We start from the raw sequence: 18,573 nt of genomic DNA on the forward strand, positions 1-18,573 counted from the left end.
GTATGGCAGACTAGTTGACGGTTTTACTGGAAAGGCGGGTACATGAGCGGTATGGAAAACGGCGTGAATACGGTGACATTGCGGGTGAATAGGTTTGCCCCGCGCGCCGAGCGTGCCCGCGACCGCGAACGTGGCGGCTCTCCGTTCGCCAGAAAAAGCTCTCCGTTTGGGGATTCCGGCATGTCGGCGCGCCGCCGCCCGCGCGGCAAGCAGTGGTTGCAGGATTACACGTTGAACGTGCGTCCGGAAGACACGGTGCTTGATTGCCTGTTGAAGATCAAACGTACCATCGATCCGACGCTGGCATTCCGCTATTCGTGCGGACATGGCATGTGCGGTTCCGATGCGGTGTCCATCAACGGCACCCCCACCCTGCTGTGCACCGCGTCCGTCAAGGATTGGGCCAAACCGTCGAATCCGACATTGGTCGACGATGAAGGATTCCGACACACCGGAGATGTTTCCGACATTCAGGAAAATGCGGTCGGCGCAGGGGATCTTGGCGTCATCGAGCTCGCTCCCCTGCCGGGTTTCCCGGTGCAGCGCGATTTGATTGCCGATATCGATCAGATGCTCAACCAAATCAGAAAACTCAAGCCCTATCTGCAGGCGCGTGGAGAACTCGCCACCACTGCGGACGGCAAGATCAACGCTTTCGAATATCTGCAGAATCCCCAGCAGCTTGCCAAGTATGAGCTTCTCAGCAACTGCATCGCCTGTGGCACTTGCGAAGGCAGCTGCCCTGTGTATGCGGGCGGCGAAGCGTTCATCGGACCTGCAGCCCTTATCGCGGCGTCTCGTTTCATCAACGATTCCCGCGACGGTCAGGCGAACGCACGCATGGATGCCATTGATTCCGCCGATGGCATCGCCGCATGCCAGTCGGTCCGCGCATGTACCCGCGAATGCCCGCGTGGCATTGACGTCGGCGAGGAAATCTGGCAGCTGATCGCCCAAGTCAAGGAACGCTGAACCCATGGATAGAACGTCATATACCAATCTCGCCAAGTCATGGGAATACGTTGAGGACCATGCGTTCTCCCGCCAGTCAACCGACTTGAATGCTATTCGCACCCATGCTGAAGAAGCAGGCATTCCGCAGGGTTCAGCAGCCCAAGCCGAGCTGTTGCGCATGCTCGTGCATATGGTGAATGCGACATCGGTGATCGCCGTCGGCACCGGTTCCGTGGTGGAAACGTTGCAGCTGGTCAACGGTTTGGATAATTCCGGTCAGCTTACGGCGGTTGATTCCTCTTCCCAGGGTATTGCGCTGATTCGTACGTTGTTTAATCGGCTTTCCGACGAGACACAGACCACGCTTCGCGCCGTCAACGCTCCCGTCGACGTGTTTTTGCCACGTCTGAATGCAGAAAACTACGATTTGATTGTAGTTGCCGGTGACGCGGAAAATTACGGCGCTTCCTTCGAGCAGGCTCCCCGCCTGTTGAAGAAGCATGGCGTAATCGTGTTCACCGATATTCTTGCTTTTGATTCAGCCACATCCGCAGGCGGCGTTTTGAATCCCGCCAATCGTGACGCCAAATCCATTGCCATGCGTGGTTTGCTGGAAACCGTGGAATCCGATGAGCGTTTCGTCACTGCCCTCACCCCGACAGGTACAGGTTTGCTCGTGGCCGTCAAGCGCTAGAGCATGCCGTTCCCAGCGGCCTACCGTTTCCTCATACAAAAAGCCGACACTCACGGATAAGTGATGAGTGTCGGCTTTTGTTGTGTCTGGCGTATGGCGCGGAATGCCATACGCCGGAACGTCGTTATTTGACCTTTGGATGTGTGTCGATCATCTGGCTGACCACAACAGTGCCGTCTTCCAACACGGATTCCACTTCCCCAGCAGCATCCTCGTCAGCAGTATGATGCTTATGCTTCGAGGATGCGGCAGCGGCAAGCTCAAACTTCTTGGATTGGCGGCTCAGCAGAATGCCGGAAATCACCGCCGCGACTATGGAACCGACCAACACACCGAAACGTGCTTCAGCAGACAGTTCGGCATCCTGATATGCAAGCGAGGAAATCAGGAAAGATACGGTAAAGCCGATGCCACATGCGCAGGCCGCGGGGAACATGTCGCGCACACGCAATCCCTTAGCCATTTTCAATCCGGCCACATGCGTGGAAAGCCATGCCGTGATCATAATGCCCAACGGCTTGCCGACCACCAGAGCCACCATAACGGCAACGACGACCGGCGAAATGAACAGGGCCGACGTCAACGATTCAAAATGCACACCAGTGGCGAACAAGGCGAAAATCGGCAGAGCCAGCAACGCGGAAAACGGCTGCAGCTTGTCCGCATAGCGTTCGGCGCGTGGGGTTTTCTCTCCGAAACGCTCATGAGCCGGCGTGAGCAATCCAACAAGCACGCCAGCCAAAGTAGGATGCACACCAGCTTCGAACATCATCACCCAAGCCAGAATGCCGACAATGGCCACGGCAAGCCATGGCACTTTGCGCATACGCACCAGGAAATACCATACGACAGCGCATACGGCGATGCCGACGAACCAGTACCATGCGTTCACCGAAGAGAAGAACACCGCGATCAGAATAATGGCCAGCAGATCGTCCACTGTGGCAAGCGTCATCAGGAACGCGCGAATGGAGCCCGGCAGCGCTTTGGCGAACAAAGCAAGCACAGCCAAAGAGAACGCGATATCAGTGGCCGTAGGAACCGCCCAACCATGAGACATCTCACCAAAGGTGAAACTCGTTCCCGAAGCGATGGCCAACGGATCGGATCCGAAACCGGAGAACAGGAACAATACCAGCAGGAACAACACCGGAGGAGCCATCATACCGCCCACAGCGCACAGCATCGGCACTGCAGCAGCCTTGGGGTTCGACAGCGAACCTGTGGCGAGTTCCTGTTTCAATTCCAGTCCGACAGTCAGGAAGAACACCGTCAGCAGACCATCCTGCACCCAGTGTCCCAATCCCATATCGATATTGGTGTAGGGAATGGCGATGCGGAAATTCTCCAACTCTTCGAACGCATGCGCCGTGAACGGCAGATTGGCAAGCAACAGACCTGCGAGGGCGAAGCCAAGCATAATCAGACCAGATATGCGGTCGGAAGCGGCTATGTATCGTATTTTCGCCCAGAGTCCCTGCTTACGTTCGGTCATTGCTCTCCCGTCTGTTGCCGCGAGTATCCACGGCCCGCCATTCACTTAAGAAAAGCGTCTGCGGTATTGGCATGCGCAGACGCTTCAATAGCGGTTCCAGTGTACCGAGAGGTGTCGGCGTTTATGTTTCCAAACCGTCTTTTTCACTGGTGTTTACGGGTTTATTCGGCATGGCGGCTTTTCTTGTACCACACCGTTCGCTCGGAGAGAAACCGAACGTATCTCGACAACAGCCGCTTTACATAAGCATTCTGGTAGGTTTGCGAATCGCATTGACTCGAACACTATTCACGGCAGCGCCGCCGTCACTTCCAGAAAAAAGAAAGCCTCCTCCGCATTTCGCGAAGGAGGTTCATGTGCGCGAGACAGGATTCGAACCTGCGACCTGCTGATCCGTAGTCAGCTGCTCTAATCCGCTGGGCTACTCGCGCAACGTCATCTCATTTATTTATGCCGCCTGATGACCGGTGGCCGGTGCGCGAGACAGGATTCGAACCTGCGACCTGCTGATCCGTAGTCAGCTGCTCTAATCCGCTGGGCTACTCGCGCAACGTTGCTTGTTTTCGGCAACTCGAATAAGATACACCCAAATGGCCGCGCAGCAAAATCTCGGCGTGTCGCGCCTGTTTTCGTGGATTTCGCACCGGCATCCATACTTGCTTCAACCCTACGAAATCTGAACTCTCGCACATACGACGCGCAACACGCCGAATGCACTACGCGGCACGTCTGCGAGGAATCTCCTCCGTGGAAACCTTCAATAGTTTCGGAGTGCCGGAACCATTGACGGACGCCTCATCCACCATCACCTCCGATACGCCAGTCACGCTTGGTAGCTGGAACATCGTGTCCTCCAAGGTTTTTTCGATAATCGATCGAAGGCCTCGGGCGCCCGTGCCCCTGCGAATCGAAGTGGCCGCGATCTGCCGCACCGCCCCCTCAGTGAACGTCAACGTCACCCCGTCAATCGCAAACAACTTCTGATACTGCTTGACCAGTGCGTTCTCCGGTGCGACCAGAATGCGCGCCAAATCATCCTCCGTAAGCTCCTCAAGCACGCTCACCACCGGCAATCTACCGATGAATTCAGGCAATAAACCGAAATCGGCAAGATCGTCGGCCGAAGCCTGGGCAAGCAGCTCACGATTCGGCACCTCATGATCATGCCACGCGGCACCAAATCCGCTTTCACGAGCGCCCAAACGCTGCGCCACAATATCGGCAAGCCCGACAAACGCGCCGCCGCAGATAAACAGAATGTCACGAGTGTCGATCTGCACCGTCTCCATCTCACGATGCTTACGCGAACCCTCCACCGGCACGGATGCCACAGTACCTTCCAAAATCTTCAGCAGAGCCTGCTGCACGCCCTCACCGGACACATCTCGCGTAATAGACGTGTTCTCGCCGCTCTTACGCGCTATCTTGTCGATTTCGTCAATATAGACGATGCCCTGCTGCGCTCGCGCCACATCGCCGTCAGCGGCCTGTATAAGCCGTTGCAGTACGGTTTCCACATCGTCGCCCACATACCCCGCTTCAGTGAGTGTGGTGGCGTCGGCGATGACGAACGGCACATTCATGACCTTCGCCAGCGTCTGCGCAAGATACGTTTTGCCCACGCCGGTCGGCCCCAGCAGCAGGATATTCGATTTGGACACCTGCACGCCGGCCAGTGGATCGTCGCTCGCATGCGCCGCACGATCGCGCAATGCCGCGGATTCGCGCATTTCCATATTGACGCGCTTGTAATGGTTGTATACGGCCACGGAAAGCGTTCTTTTAGCGGATTCCTGCCCGACCACGTAGTTGTCGAGATAGGCGCTGATCTGTGCGGGTTTCGGCAGCTGCAATGTGTTCAGCTGGGCGTCTTTGACACGTTCTTCGGAAATGATGTCGACGCACAGTTCGATGCATTCGTCGCAAATGGCCGCACCTGATCCGGTAACGAGCTTACGTACCTGATTTTCGGTTTTGCCGCAGAACGTGCATCGTGACACTTCATCGTTGTAGCTGACCACTCGTCCCATTCGCACCCCTTTGTTTGCCGTACCTGCCATTGAGCAATCGCCATCATGCAATCATCATTGAAGAACAGCATACCCCTGCCAACGCCCGGCAGGGGTATTGATTTGTGAAGATGCGACTTCAGATGGAACCTCGCATATGCGCCGTTCAGCTACGGTGTTCCAGCACTTCGTCGACAATGCCGTATTCCTTGGCCTCAGGTGCGGTCAGGAAGGTGTCGACCTCGATGTCTTTGCGAATCTTCTCCACATCGCGACCGGTATGCTTGGCCAGCGTGTTCTCAAGCCATTCACGCATACGCAGCATTTCCTTGGCTTGGATTTCGATTTCCGTCGCCTTGCCGAAGCCCTGATCGATGGCCGGCTGATGGATGAGCACGCGCGCGTTCGGCAGCATCAGACGCTTGCCCTTGGCTCCGGCGGCCAGCAGAATGGCGGCTGCGGAAGCGGCCTGTCCAAGGCATACGGTCTGCACATCCGGCTTGATGTACTGCATGGTGTCGTAGATGGCGGTCATAGCCGTCATGGAACCGCCCGGAGAGTTGATGTACATCATCACATCACGGTTCGGATCCTGGCTTTCGAGCACCAGGAGCTGAGCCATAATGTCATCGGCGGAAGTGTCGTCGACCTGCACGCCCATGAAGATGATGCGGTCTTCGAACAAGCGGGTGTACGGATCCTGCCTTTTGAAACCGTACGGGGTCTTCTCTTCGAACTGCGGCAGAACATAACGGTTCTGCGGCGCGAAAGCGGCTTCGCGGGCTGCTGCAGCCTGGAAACCAACCACTCCGGTCGGTCCTGCGAGACGCTCTGCGCGGGCTACGAATCGGGATTCTTCGCTTGCCATGTTCACTCTCCCTTGGTGGCGTTCATCGTGTCGTGCGTGGAAACGAGCTTATCCACAAAACCGTATTCCAGCGCTTCCTGCGCGGTGAACCAGTGGTCGTACTCGTTGTCGCGGTAGATTTCCTCAACGGTATGGCCGGTCTGTTCGGCAGTCAGCTCGCTCATGGTCTTCTTCATGTCCATGATCAGTTCAGCGTTGATGCGCACGTCGGTGGCGGTGCCGCCGATGCCGCCGGACGGCTGGTGCATCAGCACACGGGCATGCGAGGTCAGGAATCGCTTGCCCTTGGTGCCGGAGCTCAGCAGGAACTGGCCCATGGATGCGCACATGCCCAAGCCGACGGTCGCCACGTCAGGCTCGATAAGCTGCATGGTGTCGTAAATGGCCATGCCTGCGGTGATGGAACCACCCGGGGAATTGATGTACAGCCAAATATCCTTCTTCGGATCTTCAGCTGCCAGCATCAGCATCTGTGCGCAGATGCGATTGGCCATTTCGTCCTTGACTTCCTCGCCCATCCAAATGATGCGGTCTTTCAGCAGACGGTTGAAAATCGGATCGGCGGGTCCGGCCGGCATATCTTCGCCGGCCATGACGGGCAGGGGTGCACTGAGGTTGCTCACCTTGTCTCCTTTTCCTATGTTCTCTATAGTTTCACAGCCTACCGCTTCGAAGCGACGGGTGGTGAAATTGCGCTCACAGTGGAGTCTTCACGCTAGAACAAACCTTACTTGACGATGGTGTTGTATTCGGGAACGCCCATATAGTTGTAGCTCACTTCCACGTTTTTGGCCGATGCCGCGGTCACGTTGGTATACCACAAAGGAATCACCGGCAAATCCTTCAGCAACACACGTTCGCTCTGCCGATACAGGCTCACGGCCTTGTCCAAATCGGTCTCCGCAGCAGCCTGGTCAATCAGCGCATCAAATTCGTCGCTCTTGTAATCACCGTTGTTCAAACCCTTGCCGTCCGCTGCCGATGAGTCGTATGCCTGCACCAGATAGCCTTCCGGATGCGGATAATCGGATTGCATGCCCGATTTGAATGCCGCGTCGATGGTGCGCTCCTGAATGGCGCTGCGCAGTTCCTTGGACGTGGCGAACGGATAGCTTTCCGCATCGATGCCAAGCGCGTTGCGAATGGAATTGGCCGCAGCCTCCACCCACTCCTTATCGGTGCCATCGGCGCTGTATGCGATGCGGAACGTGCCGCTCCATGGCGAAATCGCATCCGCCTTCGCCCACAATTCCTTGGCTTTCGTCTCATCGTACGTAAGCACGCCATCAGCGTCAAGATCGGTATCGTATCCCTTGATCACCGGCGCAAGGAAATCGGTGGCGGGCGTCACGGTACCGCCGAAAATCGAGCCAGCGATGTTCTTACGATCGATGGCATGCGCGATGGCCTGACGGCGATACTTGCCTTCCTCACCTTGGAAATGCTTGAGATTCTGCGAAATCGTAAATGCTGAGAACGACGGACCGGGCTTACTGACGGCGGTGATGTTCTTTTCGTTCTGATAGGTTTTCAACGCGGAAGTCGGAATGGCATCAAGCACGTCAAGATTGTCTGCCAGCAGATCCGAATAGGCCGCGTCAAGACTTTGATACACCTTGAAATCGATGCCTGCGTTCTTGACTTCGCGCGGCCCCTTGTAGGAGTCGTCTTTTTCAAGAATGATTTCTTCGCCGCTTTTGTACGCCTTCAGCTTGTACGGACCGTTGCCAATCGGCTTTTGCCCGTATTCCTTGGGATTCTTGATGACTTCGGATGGCATCGGCAGAAACGCGATATCTCCGATTTTGTACAGGAACGCCGAATTCGACGCTTTGAGCTTGACCTTCAGCGTAGTGTCGTCGACCACGGTAAGGCCTGACAATTGCGCGGTTTTGGAACCACTTGCATCCTGCAGCTCATCATAGCCCTGAATATCTTCGAAAATGGAGGCTCCGACCTGTCCATTGGCAGCATTGGCCGCGAACGACCAGCTTTTCGCGTACGTGTCGGCGGTGATCTTCTCACCATTGGAGAACGCCAGATTCGGTTTAAGTGCGATGGTGTATTCGGAAGCGTCGTCATTCGGCGTGATCGATTCGGCCTCGACCAACGTCTCATTACCTTCCGCATCGAAAGTGACCAGGCCGTCATACAGCTGGCTGACGATTTTCCAACCGGCCATATCGCTGGTGTCACTTGGCAGCAAGCCATTCGATGGTTCCGTGATATTGACGCTGACCACCTTATCGGCACTGGTGACTTCCTGCTGGGAATCCTTCGCCTCCACGGATCCACAGCCCGCAAGCAGCGCAACTATGGAAAGCGCCGCCGTAATCGGCTTGAGCAGACCGGTAGTGATGCCGCTATACGGGTGCTGTAGTCTCATTGCTGTCCTCTCAATAACACGGTAGAGACAGCATAGCAAGCCGATATTCCTTGACGGAACGCTTTCCTCACTTTACGCTACAGGCTTTTTCTATAGCCTGCTATTACGTTTCGCACCAATACGGAACGCCGCAATCAAGCAACAGATGGCAATGGCCACGATACCAATCATGGTAGCGAACGTCCAGCTGCCACCGACAGCCGTAGCGTGACGGAACGTGGCACCCCCCTCTTCGCCTGCGCCAGCCTGAGCCACCGACAGAATCGTGGAGAACAGCGCGGTGCCTGCCGCGCCGCCGAACTGCAGGCAGGTGTTGAACACGGCATTGCCGTCCGGCATGAACTGAGGTGCGATGTTACGCAACGCATTGGTCATGATATTGGAAAAACCAAGCGAATAACCAAATCCGAAAATGAAGTAGAAACCGGCAAGCGTGACGGGTGTCAGTCGCATGGAAAATACCAGCAGCAGAATCGGCCCACAAATCGCGGCGAAAAACGCGCCGAGAATCGGACGCACCGGTCCGAAACGGTCGTACAGCATACCTCCCACCGGTGCGAAAAACGCGCCGATCAGCGCACCCGGCAGCACCAACGCGCCGGACAGGAACGCGCTGGTTCCCAACGAAAGCTGCGCCACATTGGTGATCACATAACCGAAACCGATGCCGACGATCGGCAGCAGCATGTAGGCGATCAAATGCAACAACACCATCGGGTCACGCAGCCAGCCCAAACGGATCAGCGGCGAGAACGAACGCTTCGACGACCAGCCGAAAAACAGCAATGCCCCCAATCCAACGATCAGACTCACCACGGCGAACACTGCCGACACCGTGGCGCTGCCGCCGGAAACCGCGGCGCTGACGGCCACTCCAGCTTGGTTCAGGAACATCACCAATCCGCACAATGCAAGCACAATCGACACGAACTGCAACGAATTGAGACGTGCCTCTTCCGTCGGGCGATGCTGTTCGACGCATTTTAAACCGACCGGCAACGAGACCAGCAGAATGATCGGAATGACAATCACGAAAATCGCACGCCATGGCAGAATGCTCGACACCGCGCCACCAACGGTCGGACCAATTGCCGGAGCGACGGTAATGACCAGCGAACCGACGCCCATCAAACGACCGACTTTGCTCTTTGGCGACTGTTCAAGAATGATGTTGATCATCAACGGCGTGGCCACACCGGAACCCATGCCTTGAATCACACGGGCAATGAGAATGACCGGGAACGCATGACCGACGATCATGATCAACGAGCCAAGCACCGCGAGCGACACCGCGGCAAGGAACAGCGTGCGGTGCTTGAACCGACGGTTAAGATACGACGACAACGGCATGGTTGCGGCGACCACCAGCAGGTAGATGGTGGTGATCCACTGCACGGTTGCGGTGTCGACGTTGAATTCCCGCATGAGTTGCGGGAAAAGCACCGTTATCACGGTTTCGGTGAGAATGCCGATGAAGGCGAGGGAGCCGACCGCCACAATCGCTCCGATGAGTTTGCCGGGGATGCGTTCGTCTGAAATCGCCGCTTCCTGAGTTCCGGCGTTTGTCGTAATCGCCTGCGATTCAGTGGCTGCAGTTGTTGTAGTAATGTTCCGTTCTTCCATAATTCCTTATCCGCGCACTTTTTCCTACGGCCCTGTGCGATGCCGTCTATGATTCATTCGTATGAAAACCACTGTGTAGTGTAATGGAAGCCCTGACCTAGATGGGAACGGCATGCGTAAGGCTGGACGTACCATTTCGGCACGTCCAGCCTTACGCAAAGGGAATCAGAAACAAATGGTATGAACTGGAGCCGTTCCTCCTATTCTTTCTTGTTGAAGGCGGTGACCGCACGCTGCAGCACCACGAAGATCAGGATCATCAGGCCGACCACGATGGTGGTCCATTCGGCCGGCACGCCGAAGTCGGAGGTCAGCGGGTCGATGGTGGAACGGACCAGAGCGCCGATGACGGAACCGAGCACGTAGCCGAAGCCGCCGGTGACGATGGTGCCGCCGATGACCACGGAGGCCACAGCATCAAGTTCCCAGCCGACGCCGACCGTGTTGATGGAAGAGCGGATGTTGGCCGTGTACACGATGGAGGCGATGGAGGCCAGTGTGGCGGAGGTCAGGTAGATGACGTACTGCGTGCGCTTGACCGGCAAGCCCATGAGTTCCGCGGAGGAGCGCGAGCCGCCGATGGCGTAGATGGTGCGTCCGGTGCGTGTATGGTGCAGCAGGATGTACCCGAAGATAACCACGAGCGCCGCAATGATCACACCGACATTGATGTACAGATCTTGGGAGATCTTCGGATTGTCGATGATGGTGATCTTCTGCGAAATGAAATCGAAGTTGTTATTTTCGGGGAAGGTCTGCGCCTTGGTCGAAATGATGGATGCGATGCCTCGCGCCAGGAACATCGAAGCCAGCGACGCGATGAACGGCTGCATGTTGAATTCTTCGATCAGGGTGCCGGTCAATAGGCCGAACGCCACGCCGATGAGAATCATGACGACCATGGCGAGCGGAGCCGCGACGCCTGCGTTGGTGAGTTTCACACCGACGACCGCGGTGATGGCGACGATGGCGCCAACCGACAGATCGATGCCGCCAGTCAATACCGGAAGCGTCATAGCCACGGCCAGAATAATCAGGTAGGCATGGTCGATGAACAGGGACGACACGAATCCAAGACGCAGGTAGGTGCCGAACAGCGCCTGACCCATGATGATCATCAGAATGAAGATCACCACTGCTGCGATGGTTGGAATCATCTGAGCGTCAAGACGACGCCGAGTCGGTTTCACGGTCTTCTTGACCTGAGTAGCTGTTGCAGAAGTCATGCTGCCACCGCCTTAGTTTGCGTCTTCAGCGCGCACTTACGTTTTATTTCCGCGCCAAGGTTATGAATCTTCGGAGCCTGCATCACGCAGATCACGATCACCACGACGGCGAAGAATGCCGGTGTTGCGGCGGAATCGATACCGAGGGTGATGATGGTCTTGCGGATCATGGCGATGATCACCGCGCCAAGCGCGCTGCCAGCCAGGGAGAACTTGCCGCCAAGCAGCGAGGTTCCGCCGATAACGACTGCGAGGATGGCATACATTTCAAGATCCTGCCCGGTCTTGACCACGTCGACGCGCATCACGGATGCGGTGGCGAACAGGCCTGCCACGGCTGCCAGAAGACCGGAAATCGCGTATACGAGGAAGAGGATCTTCTTCGGCTTGATGCCGGTCATGCGGGAGGCTTCCGGATTGATGCCGACGGATTCGACCATCATGCCCATGGCCGTTTTGCGGCACAGCAGGCCAATCAGCGCGACAATGACCAATGCGATGACGAAATTGGCGGGAATGCCCAGAATGAAGCCGTTGGCCATCCATTTCAGCGGCGCGCCGCCTGCAACGGAGCTGGCATCAGTGTTCTGGCCGGAAGTGATGACCTTGGCCAATCCTCGACCTGCGAGCATCATGATCAGCGTGGTGATGAACGGCTGCAGTCCCAGAATGGAAACCAATGCGCCGTTGATGCAGCCGACACCGAGGCCGATGAGCAGTGCGAGGAAAATCGCCAGCCACACGTTAACGCCGGAAGTCAGCATCTGCATGGCCGCCGCACCGGCAACCGCCATAACGGAACCTACGGAAAGGTCGATGCCTGCAGTGGAGATCACCAATGTCATGCCGGTGGCGATCATGAGATAACGCGCCGATTCCTGCAGCATGGTGATCAGCGGTCCCGAAAGACCTCCGGTGTTCTTATTCCAGCTCAACGAGAGGAATTGGTGATCGGAGATGGTGCAGATGACGATCAGCACAATCAGTGCGACCACAGACCATGTGAGGTTTGACGACAGCAGCTTCTTGACGAGGGAATCGCCGTCCTGCTTTGTTTTCTTGTCGCTCATCATGCCTCCTTTCCTGTATTGACGTTCGTGTTCGCGATGGTTTGGACGATGGTTTCCTGGGAAACCGTGTTGTCATTGACGAGTTCGGCGATCTTGTGGCGATCCTTCAGCACTTCGATGTCGTCAGAAAGCCTGACCACCTCTTCCATTTCGGACGAGATGAACACCACACCCATGCCCTGAGCGGCAAGATCAAGCACCACCTGCTGGATTTCCGCCTTGGCGCCGATATCGATGCCTCGCGTCGGCTCGTCCAGAATGAGCAGGTCGGGATGCGTGGCCAGCCAACGTGCGATCAGCACCTTCTGCTGGTTGCCGCCGGACAGGTTCTTGATGAGCTTGTTCGGATCGTTCGGACGAACGTTCAGCTCCTTCATGTACTTGTCGACGATCTCGTCGGCTTCCTTCTTCGGAATCGGCTTGAACATGCCTCTCGTCGCCTGCAAGGCGATCAGAATGTTCTCGCGGACCGTCAGATCGCCAATAATGCCTTCGTCTCGACGGTTCTCCGTGGAGTATGCGATCTTGTTGCGCAATGCCGTGTACGGATCGGAGATACTGGTCTTCTTGCCTTTGAGCTCGTACGTACCGGAATCCGGCTTGTCCGCACCGTACAGCAGTCGGCCGAGTTCGGTTCGTCCGGATCCCAACAGGCCTGCGAAGCCGACAACCTGGCCTGGGTAGATATCTAGGTCCGTAGGATTGATGGTGCCTTTCAGACCAAGCTGCTTGACGGAGACGATGGGCTGTTCACCTTCAGTCACGTCACGATGCGCCTTCTTGGCGCCGATCTGGCTCAGCTCGTCCGCGCTCTTGCCGATCATCATGCCGATGAGCTCGTCACGCGGAGTGTCCTTGGTCATGACTTCTTTGATGAACTTACCGTTGCGGAGCACGGTCAGGCGATCGGTGATCTCGTAAATCTGGTCAAGGAAGTGGGACACGAACAGGATCGCCACACCCGAATCACGAATCTTGCGCATGATCTTGAACAGATCCTGCACTTCGTTGGCGTCAAGCGATGACGTCGGTTCGTCAAGAATCAGCACCTTGGCATCGATCACCATGGCTCGGGCGATGGCGACCAGCTGCTGCATGGCGATGGAAATGGAGCTCAACGGTGCTCTCGGATCAAGATGATCCAGACCCATCTGGGCGAGGAATTTCTTCGATTCCTCATAGGTTTTCTTCCAGTTGATGCCCAGCGTCCCTCGCACCTCATGACCAAGCATGACGTTTTCGCCGATGCTGAGATTGGTGCACAGGTTAACTTCCTGATACACGGTGGCGATGCCCGCGTTCTGCGCATCACCGGTACCGGTGAAGGTTTGCGGCTTGCCTTCCACTTCAATGGAACCCGCGTTGATCCTGTACACGCCGGTAAGCGCTTTGATCATCGTCGATTTTCCAGCGCCGTTCTCGCCCATGAGAGCGTGGACTTCACCTGGATACAGACGCAGGTCGACGCCGTCCAGGGCCTTGACGCCCGGGAACTCGATCGTGATACCTTTCATCACGACGATTGGTTGCTTATCTACCATGTCTTCGCCTTACGAAATTGTTATCGTTTTGTGATATTTGCCCAAGATGGAACGAACGGTGCATCGCGCTATGCGGTGCACCGTTCTTGGGCTATGTGAAAAGGAGAGATGCTATTCGGAAAGTTATCTGATCGGATCAGTACGCACGGGTACCGGCATCCAAGGCTTCCTTGGCGCTGTCTGCATCGAAGGTCTTGGATTCGATCTCGATATCGGATTCAACAGACTTGCCATCCAGATAATCCTTGACGGCGTTGGCGGTTTCCTTACCGAAGATCGGGTTGTACTCGATGACGTAGGAAAGATCGCCGTCGACCAGAGACTGCAGAGCGGCCTTGGTGCCATCGATGGTGATGATCTTGACCTTGCCCTTCAGACCAGCGGCATCAACGGCCTGTGCCGCGCCGAGACCCATCTCATCGTTCTGGGCGAAGATGAACTGCGGATTGTCGGACTTGTACTTGTCGAGCAGACCTGCTGTCACGGTCTTTGCCTCATCGGTGGACCAGTTGGCGGACTGGGACTCAAGCACCTTGATATTGCTTGCTGCCTTGTTATCCCAACCGGTGCCACGATCGGTCACCACGGACAGGCCTGCCGGTCCTTCCAGAATGAAGCCGTTGGCGCCATCTGGGAAGCTCTTGTTGACGAATTCAGCGGCCTGCTCGCCGGCCCAGACATTGGACGGGCCGATGTGCGAGACGACTGCCTTCTTTGCCGCATCGCTCTTGATATCGATGTTGCGGTCGACGGTGAAGACCGGGATTTCAGCTTCCGCCGCGTTCTCCAAGCAGTCATCCCAACCGGAATCGTTGGTTGCGGATAGCACGATCGCGTCGACTTCGTCGTTGACGAACTTGTTGAATGCCTGAATCTGCTTCTGCTGATCGTTGTTCTGCGTCGGGGAGTACACCAGATCGAATCCGGCATCCTCGAATGCCTTCTTCAGATCGTTCTCGTTGGCCGTACGGAAGCCGCCTTCCGGACCGACTGCCACGAAACCGATGGTCTTCTTATCGCTCTTGCTGGAGCTGGAATCGCCATCGGAGCTGCCGCCACCGCAGGCCGCCATGCTGGCCATAGCTGCCGCCGAAGCACAAATCGCAATAGCTTTCTTCCAATTCTTCATGAAAACTCCTCCTCGAGTATTTCTATTGATGGGCTTCCTTGCCATCAGTGTTTTCAGTATCGTTCGAACAATCCAAGGTCTCAATCCATAGCAATAACGTTTCGATAACAAGTCAATAACGAAACGATAACAATGGCGGAATTACAACTTTTTCACTATTGCACAGATAACGACGTAACTTGGGAATCAGCAATCGTCCATGCACCATCCAACGATCCGTCGACCGTTCTCGCCACTCCGAGATGGTCGAGTACGACAAGCCTGCGATATGTGCCGACTTCTCCTGTGGCCATATCGACCGCACCATTGTCGGGTAGCGCCTGACTCGTTTCAGGACCAGGCACCATCTGACGTCGTCCGATCTGCGCACGCCCCCGCTCGTATTGCGTGGCATAGAGAAAAGTGACGTCGTTATAGAACGTCATCATCGACACATTGGACTGTGTGGAAACCAAAGCGAACGCTTGGGACAGCCCAGCCACGGAGCCATCATGGTCCCGGCATATCCCGATGATGGCCACACCCGACTGCGCTCCCCCATCCGATTCGATGGAGAATGCGATACGGTCCCCCTCAGGGGAAAGCCTCATGGAATGGAGCGTTTGTGCTGATACGAGGCCGGGAACGTCAAGGGTGAGAACCGTGCCGTCATCATCGACCATGATGTGCTTGCCAGATGTGTCGATGCCCCAAATCTCGGAGTCGTTTCCTTTGCAGATGGTTTTCATCATGCGTCCTGAAAACATCAATGCATGGGTGGAACCGTCCTCTGCGAGCCTTTTCACATATCCGTCACGACCAAGCACGGCTCCGCCCTGTTCTGAGAAAACGAAGCTTCGCACGTCCGAAAGATCCGTTTGCGCCACACGAATGGCGCTGTAGGATTTCAACGAAATGATATTGCCGACGCTCAACGTATACATGGGATTCAGCGGAGTCTGCGCATCAAGAGACGACGAATCATCGGCATGCGAATAGTCATGGTTTCCAGACATCACCTTGATTTCCGTCTCGGCGCTGCCGTCCCCCAACGATAGGCGAATCTGCCTGACCAAAATGCCACGTTCGGCATCCGTCATTCGTTCCATCGCCGATGAGAGACTCATTTCCATCACCGAATCGCGCATCTGCACACCGTCGGGCTGCAACACGATCCGCTTGGTATTGGTGTCGCTTACCGCGCCTTCCAGCCATGCCGCATTTCCGGCAAGCAGTTCCTGCACGGCGCGCGTCCGCCAATCCCTCCAGCAAAGCCAACGAACATCGGGGATCAGTTCTTTTTCGGAAGAGCCCAACTGATATAGCGAAACCTGACGGTACACCTGCTCGAAATCGTAGGAGCTGATCATCACGCCTGTCGGCAGTTTGCTGATCCGCCATTGGCCACGCACTTTGGAGAGGGAGAAATCGTAGGTTTTTGCCCCTCCGCTCGCCACCGCCGTATACACGCCATGCGCATCCAGTTCCCCTTGTATCTGGAGGCTGACGCTCACCACGGTTTTCTGCCCGCCTTGCCCTGACTCCACCGTGCTGGCCTTACGCACGAATTTCGGCACGTCGGCATATACCGTAGTCCGGTTATCGGCATTCCACCTTGATGCGGCACCATCGGTAAGGAACTGCTTGCCCGTGGCGAACCCGTCACTCTGCACTCCCGCAGGCATGACGTCGAAAAATCCTTTGACGATGGCTTCCGGCTGCGCGTCATCGGCCGGCCCGTCGGGAGACGTGAACACTCTTCTTGTGCTTTGTTCCTCCGGGGTCATGGTCTGCACCGGACCATCTTCAGGAAGTCCCAATATGCTCGAGCATCCGGCCAGATGCATCATGGAGCATCCCAGCAATACCACTAATGAGACCGCGGCAATCACACGACGAATGTTTTTCGCAGTCATCACAGCCCCTCCACCATGGGTTTATTGGTCAGATAGTCCACGAATCCGTTATCGGCAACGCCAAAGCCTCCGACCACCCGCATATCGTCGCCATCGGTCGCGAATCGAATCGGAGCGTTGTTCATACCGCAATCGACATCGTCCGGATTGCGAGGCAACGTCACCAAAAACCATGTTCCTTCATCCAGCCGCGATCGCACCGCAACATCACCATGATGCAGTTTCGTGTCAGCCAGTACGATGGACATGCCCAAACCGGTTCCTCCGGTAGTGCGCGCTCTGGAAGGATCCGCCCTCCAGAACCGGTCGAACATTCTGGAACACTGTTCCGAGGTCATGCCAACGCCGTAATCGCGCACGCTGATTACTACCATTCGCTGATTGGCGGCAAGACGGACCTCAACCGGCTTGCCCTCCGCGAAATCGATGGCATTAGCGAGAAGATTGCGTACGACACGGCTTATACGACGCGTATCGATTCTCACAAGCACTTCCACGTTGGGCATATGCACATCCAGTGGCACATGTTTGGTCTGGGCGATGGCGGAAATCGCTTCAACCGACTGTTCGATGGGCTCGCGTATATCGGCCTCCACCAAATCAAGCGCCGCATACCCGGCGTCGAAACGCGAAATCTCCAACAAATCGGCGAGCATTTCCTGAAATCTGCGGATCTGGCCATCCAGCAATTCCACCGTTCTCTTTGTGGTGGCATCGTATTCGTCTTTGTGCATCGACAGCATGTCGGCGGCCATACGCATGGTCGTCACCGGTGTTCTCAATTCATGGCTGACGTCCGAAACGAAGCTGCGTTGCATATCCCCGGCTTTTTCCAGCTCTTCGATCTGATTCTCCAACGATTCGGCCATTTCATTGAACGATTTCTGCAGCACGCCTATCTCATCGGCCCTGTCCACCGCCACGCGGGCGTCGAAAGTTCCCGATGCCATGATTTCCGTAGCCAAGGCGACCCGCCGTACCGGAGTGATAACCGAACGCATGACCAGAAAAATGATCATCCCGATCAACACGCTCAACGCCACGCACACCATCAGCATGTTGATCTGGATCTGACTCAGCGCCTGCTGCTGCGATTGGTAGGAGTACAGTGCGAACACTTCCAATGAGCCCATGTTATTCGACGAAATCACCGATCCCAAAACCGCGCCGGGCGTACCTCCGGAAGTTCTCGGAATACGTACCGGCTGATAGTAGATCAATCCGGACGTATCGGCACGCATGCGGTTGCGCATAGATGACGACACCAGATTTGAATATTCCGGCTCCGTCGATACCGGCACGAATCCACGCTCCGCAGAATCCGCTGCATCACGTTCCATCAGGTACACGCCGACCAGATTGCTCGAACCATTGCTTTGCAATTCGGACGCCAGATTGCTCACTAACTGCTGGTATTGGTCCGTTCCAGTTAGATTCGAGGCATTCAGATGCTTCTGGACGCGCACAATCTGCGATGAGAAATCGCTGCGCGAGTCATCCGTCGCCTGCTTCAGCACGGATCCCCTGATGACGTACATGGAAAACAAAGACAGCAACGCGGCCGTCAGCAACACCACCAGCATCGACACGGCCACCGTTCTCGCCTGCAATGATCGGCGCACCTGCTGTCTGTCACGATGCCAGATACACCACACTCGATGGGTTCTCATCAGCATGGTTCGC

At 56.1% G+C, this 18,573-nt stretch carries 14 protein-coding genes and 2 tRNA genes; 2 read left to right on the forward strand and 14 right to left on the reverse strand.

Translation table 11 applies throughout. From position 1 onward, the window contains the following. Positions 1-42: 42 nt before the first annotated feature. Positions 43-972 carry a succinate dehydrogenase/fumarate reductase iron-sulfur subunit gene (locus KSY55_RS04900; protein ID WP_065439409.1) on the forward strand — a complete coding sequence of 310 codons (930 nt, stop codon included), beginning with the start codon at positions 43-45 and terminating at the stop codon, positions 970-972. Between the two features lie 4 nt (positions 973-976). After that, positions 977-1,648, forward strand: coding sequence for an O-methyltransferase (locus KSY55_RS04905; protein WP_004223752.1), 672 nt, complete (start codon positions 977-979; stop codon positions 1,646-1,648). 124 nt (positions 1,649-1,772) lie between these two features. Here KSY55_RS04905 and nhaA read toward each other — a convergent pair whose 3' ends face one another. From nhaA to mtrB, 14 genes are all read right to left on the reverse strand, one after another. Next, positions 1,773-3,143, reverse strand: a complete 1,371-nt coding sequence (gene nhaA, locus KSY55_RS04910; RefSeq protein ID WP_217749581.1) for a Na+/H+ antiporter NhaA — start codon at positions 3,141-3,143, stop codon at positions 1,773-1,775. A 357-nt stretch (positions 3,144-3,500) separates the two neighbouring features. After that, a tRNA-Arg gene (locus tag KSY55_RS04915) sits at positions 3,501-3,574 on the reverse strand. A gap of 44 nt (positions 3,575-3,618) precedes the next feature. Continuing rightward, a tRNA-Arg gene (locus tag KSY55_RS04920) sits at positions 3,619-3,692 on the reverse strand. A 167-nt stretch (positions 3,693-3,859) separates the two neighbouring features. Continuing rightward, positions 3,860-5,173: an ATP-dependent Clp protease ATP-binding subunit ClpX gene (clpX, locus tag KSY55_RS04925; RefSeq protein ID WP_217749582.1), complete on the reverse strand. Its 1,314-nt coding sequence runs from the start codon at positions 5,171-5,173 to the stop codon at positions 3,860-3,862. Between the two features lie 145 nt (positions 5,174-5,318). Then, positions 5,319-6,020, reverse strand: coding sequence for an ATP-dependent Clp protease proteolytic subunit (locus KSY55_RS04930; protein ID WP_004223728.1), 702 nt, complete (start codon positions 6,018-6,020; stop codon positions 5,319-5,321). Between the two features lie 2 nt (positions 6,021-6,022). Beyond that, positions 6,023-6,643, reverse strand: a complete 621-nt coding sequence (locus KSY55_RS04935) for an ATP-dependent Clp protease proteolytic subunit (RefSeq protein WP_022244890.1) — start codon at positions 6,641-6,643, stop codon at positions 6,023-6,025. A gap of 104 nt (positions 6,644-6,747) precedes the next feature. Next, the gene (locus KSY55_RS04940) at positions 6,748-8,406 is read right to left on the reverse strand and encodes an ABC transporter substrate-binding protein (RefSeq protein WP_117645658.1); all 1,659 of its coding nucleotides are present in this window, start codon (positions 8,404-8,406) and stop codon (positions 6,748-6,750) included. Positions 8,407-8,496: 90 nt separating this feature from the next. Beyond that, on the reverse strand, positions 8,497-10,029 hold the full coding sequence (locus tag KSY55_RS04945) for an MFS transporter (protein ID WP_254881871.1): 1,533 nt from the start codon (positions 10,027-10,029) through the stop codon (positions 8,497-8,499). Positions 10,030-10,229: 200 nt separating this feature from the next. Next, positions 10,230-11,255 (reverse strand): ABC transporter permease, encoded by a 1,026-nt coding sequence (locus KSY55_RS04950; RefSeq protein WP_004223719.1) that lies wholly within the window; start codon positions 11,253-11,255, stop codon positions 10,230-10,232. Next, complete coding sequence (locus KSY55_RS04955; protein ID WP_022244892.1) at positions 11,252-12,325, reverse strand: ABC transporter permease; 1,074 nt, start codon at positions 12,323-12,325, stop codon at positions 11,252-11,254. The genes KSY55_RS04950 and KSY55_RS04955 overlap by 4 nt, the downstream gene beginning before the upstream one ends. After that, positions 12,325-13,866: a sugar ABC transporter ATP-binding protein gene (locus tag KSY55_RS04960; RefSeq protein WP_004223717.1), complete on the reverse strand. Its 1,542-nt coding sequence runs from the start codon at positions 13,864-13,866 to the stop codon at positions 12,325-12,327. The genes KSY55_RS04955 and KSY55_RS04960 overlap by 1 nt, the downstream gene beginning before the upstream one ends. Positions 13,867-14,002: 136 nt before the next feature. Beyond that, positions 14,003-14,995, reverse strand: a complete 993-nt coding sequence (locus KSY55_RS04965; protein ID WP_022244893.1) for a substrate-binding domain-containing protein — start codon at positions 14,993-14,995, stop codon at positions 14,003-14,005. Between the two features lie 155 nt (positions 14,996-15,150). Then, positions 15,151-16,890: an LpqB family beta-propeller domain-containing protein gene (locus KSY55_RS04970; protein ID WP_117656428.1), complete on the reverse strand. Its 1,740-nt coding sequence runs from the start codon at positions 16,888-16,890 to the stop codon at positions 15,151-15,153. Then, a complete protein-coding gene (mtrB, locus tag KSY55_RS04975) occupies positions 16,890-18,566 on the reverse strand; it encodes an MtrAB system histidine kinase MtrB (protein WP_051662159.1) in 1,677 nt (558 codons plus the stop codon). The genes KSY55_RS04970 and mtrB overlap by 1 nt, the downstream gene beginning before the upstream one ends. Positions 18,567-18,573 lie beyond the last annotated feature (7 nt).

Origin of the sequence: Bifidobacterium sp. MSK.13.1 (assembly GCF_019131435.1) — a bacterium.
Lineage (GTDB): Bacteria > Actinomycetota > Actinomycetes > Actinomycetales > Bifidobacteriaceae > Bifidobacterium > Bifidobacterium pseudocatenulatum.

Bases quoted from the DNA above. Each gene is read 5' to 3' on its own strand.
- KSY55_RS04970 (WP_117656428.1), bottom strand. From the start codon at position 16,890: ATGACTGCGAAAAACATTCGTCGTGTGATTGCCGCGGTCTCATTAGTG.
- KSY55_RS04945 (WP_254881871.1), bottom strand. From the start codon at position 10,029: ATGGAAGAACGGAACATTACTACAACAACTGCAGCCACTGAATCGCAG.
- KSY55_RS04930 (WP_004223728.1), bottom strand. From the start codon at position 6,020: ATGGCAAGCGAAGAATCCCGATTCGTAGCCCGCGCAGAGCGTCTCGCA.
- KSY55_RS04905 (WP_004223752.1), top strand. From the start codon at position 977: ATGGATAGAACGTCATATACCAATCTCGCCAAGTCATGGGAATACGTT.
- mtrB (WP_051662159.1), bottom strand. From the start codon at position 18,566: ATGCTGATGAGAACCCATCGAGTGTGGTGTATCTGGCATCGTGACAGA.
- clpX (WP_217749582.1), bottom strand. From the start codon at position 5,173: ATGGGACGAGTGGTCAGCTACAACGATGAAGTGTCACGATGCACGTTC.
- KSY55_RS04955 (WP_022244892.1), bottom strand. From the start codon at position 12,325: ATGAGCGACAAGAAAACAAAGCAGGACGGCGATTCCCTCGTCAAGAAG.
- KSY55_RS04965 (WP_022244893.1), bottom strand. From the start codon at position 14,995: ATGAAGAATTGGAAGAAAGCTATTGCGATTTGTGCTTCGGCGGCAGCT.
- KSY55_RS04900 (WP_065439409.1), top strand. From the start codon at position 43: ATGAGCGGTATGGAAAACGGCGTGAATACGGTGACATTGCGGGTGAAT.
- KSY55_RS04940 (WP_117645658.1), bottom strand. From the start codon at position 8,406: ATGAGACTACAGCACCCGTATAGCGGCATCACTACCGGTCTGCTCAAG.
- KSY55_RS04950 (WP_004223719.1), bottom strand. From the start codon at position 11,255: ATGACTTCTGCAACAGCTACTCAGGTCAAGAAGACCGTGAAACCGACT.
- KSY55_RS04960 (WP_004223717.1), bottom strand. From the start codon at position 13,866: ATGGTAGATAAGCAACCAATCGTCGTGATGAAAGGTATCACGATCGAG.
- nhaA (WP_217749581.1), bottom strand. From the start codon at position 3,143: ATGACCGAACGTAAGCAGGGACTCTGGGCGAAAATACGATACATAGCC.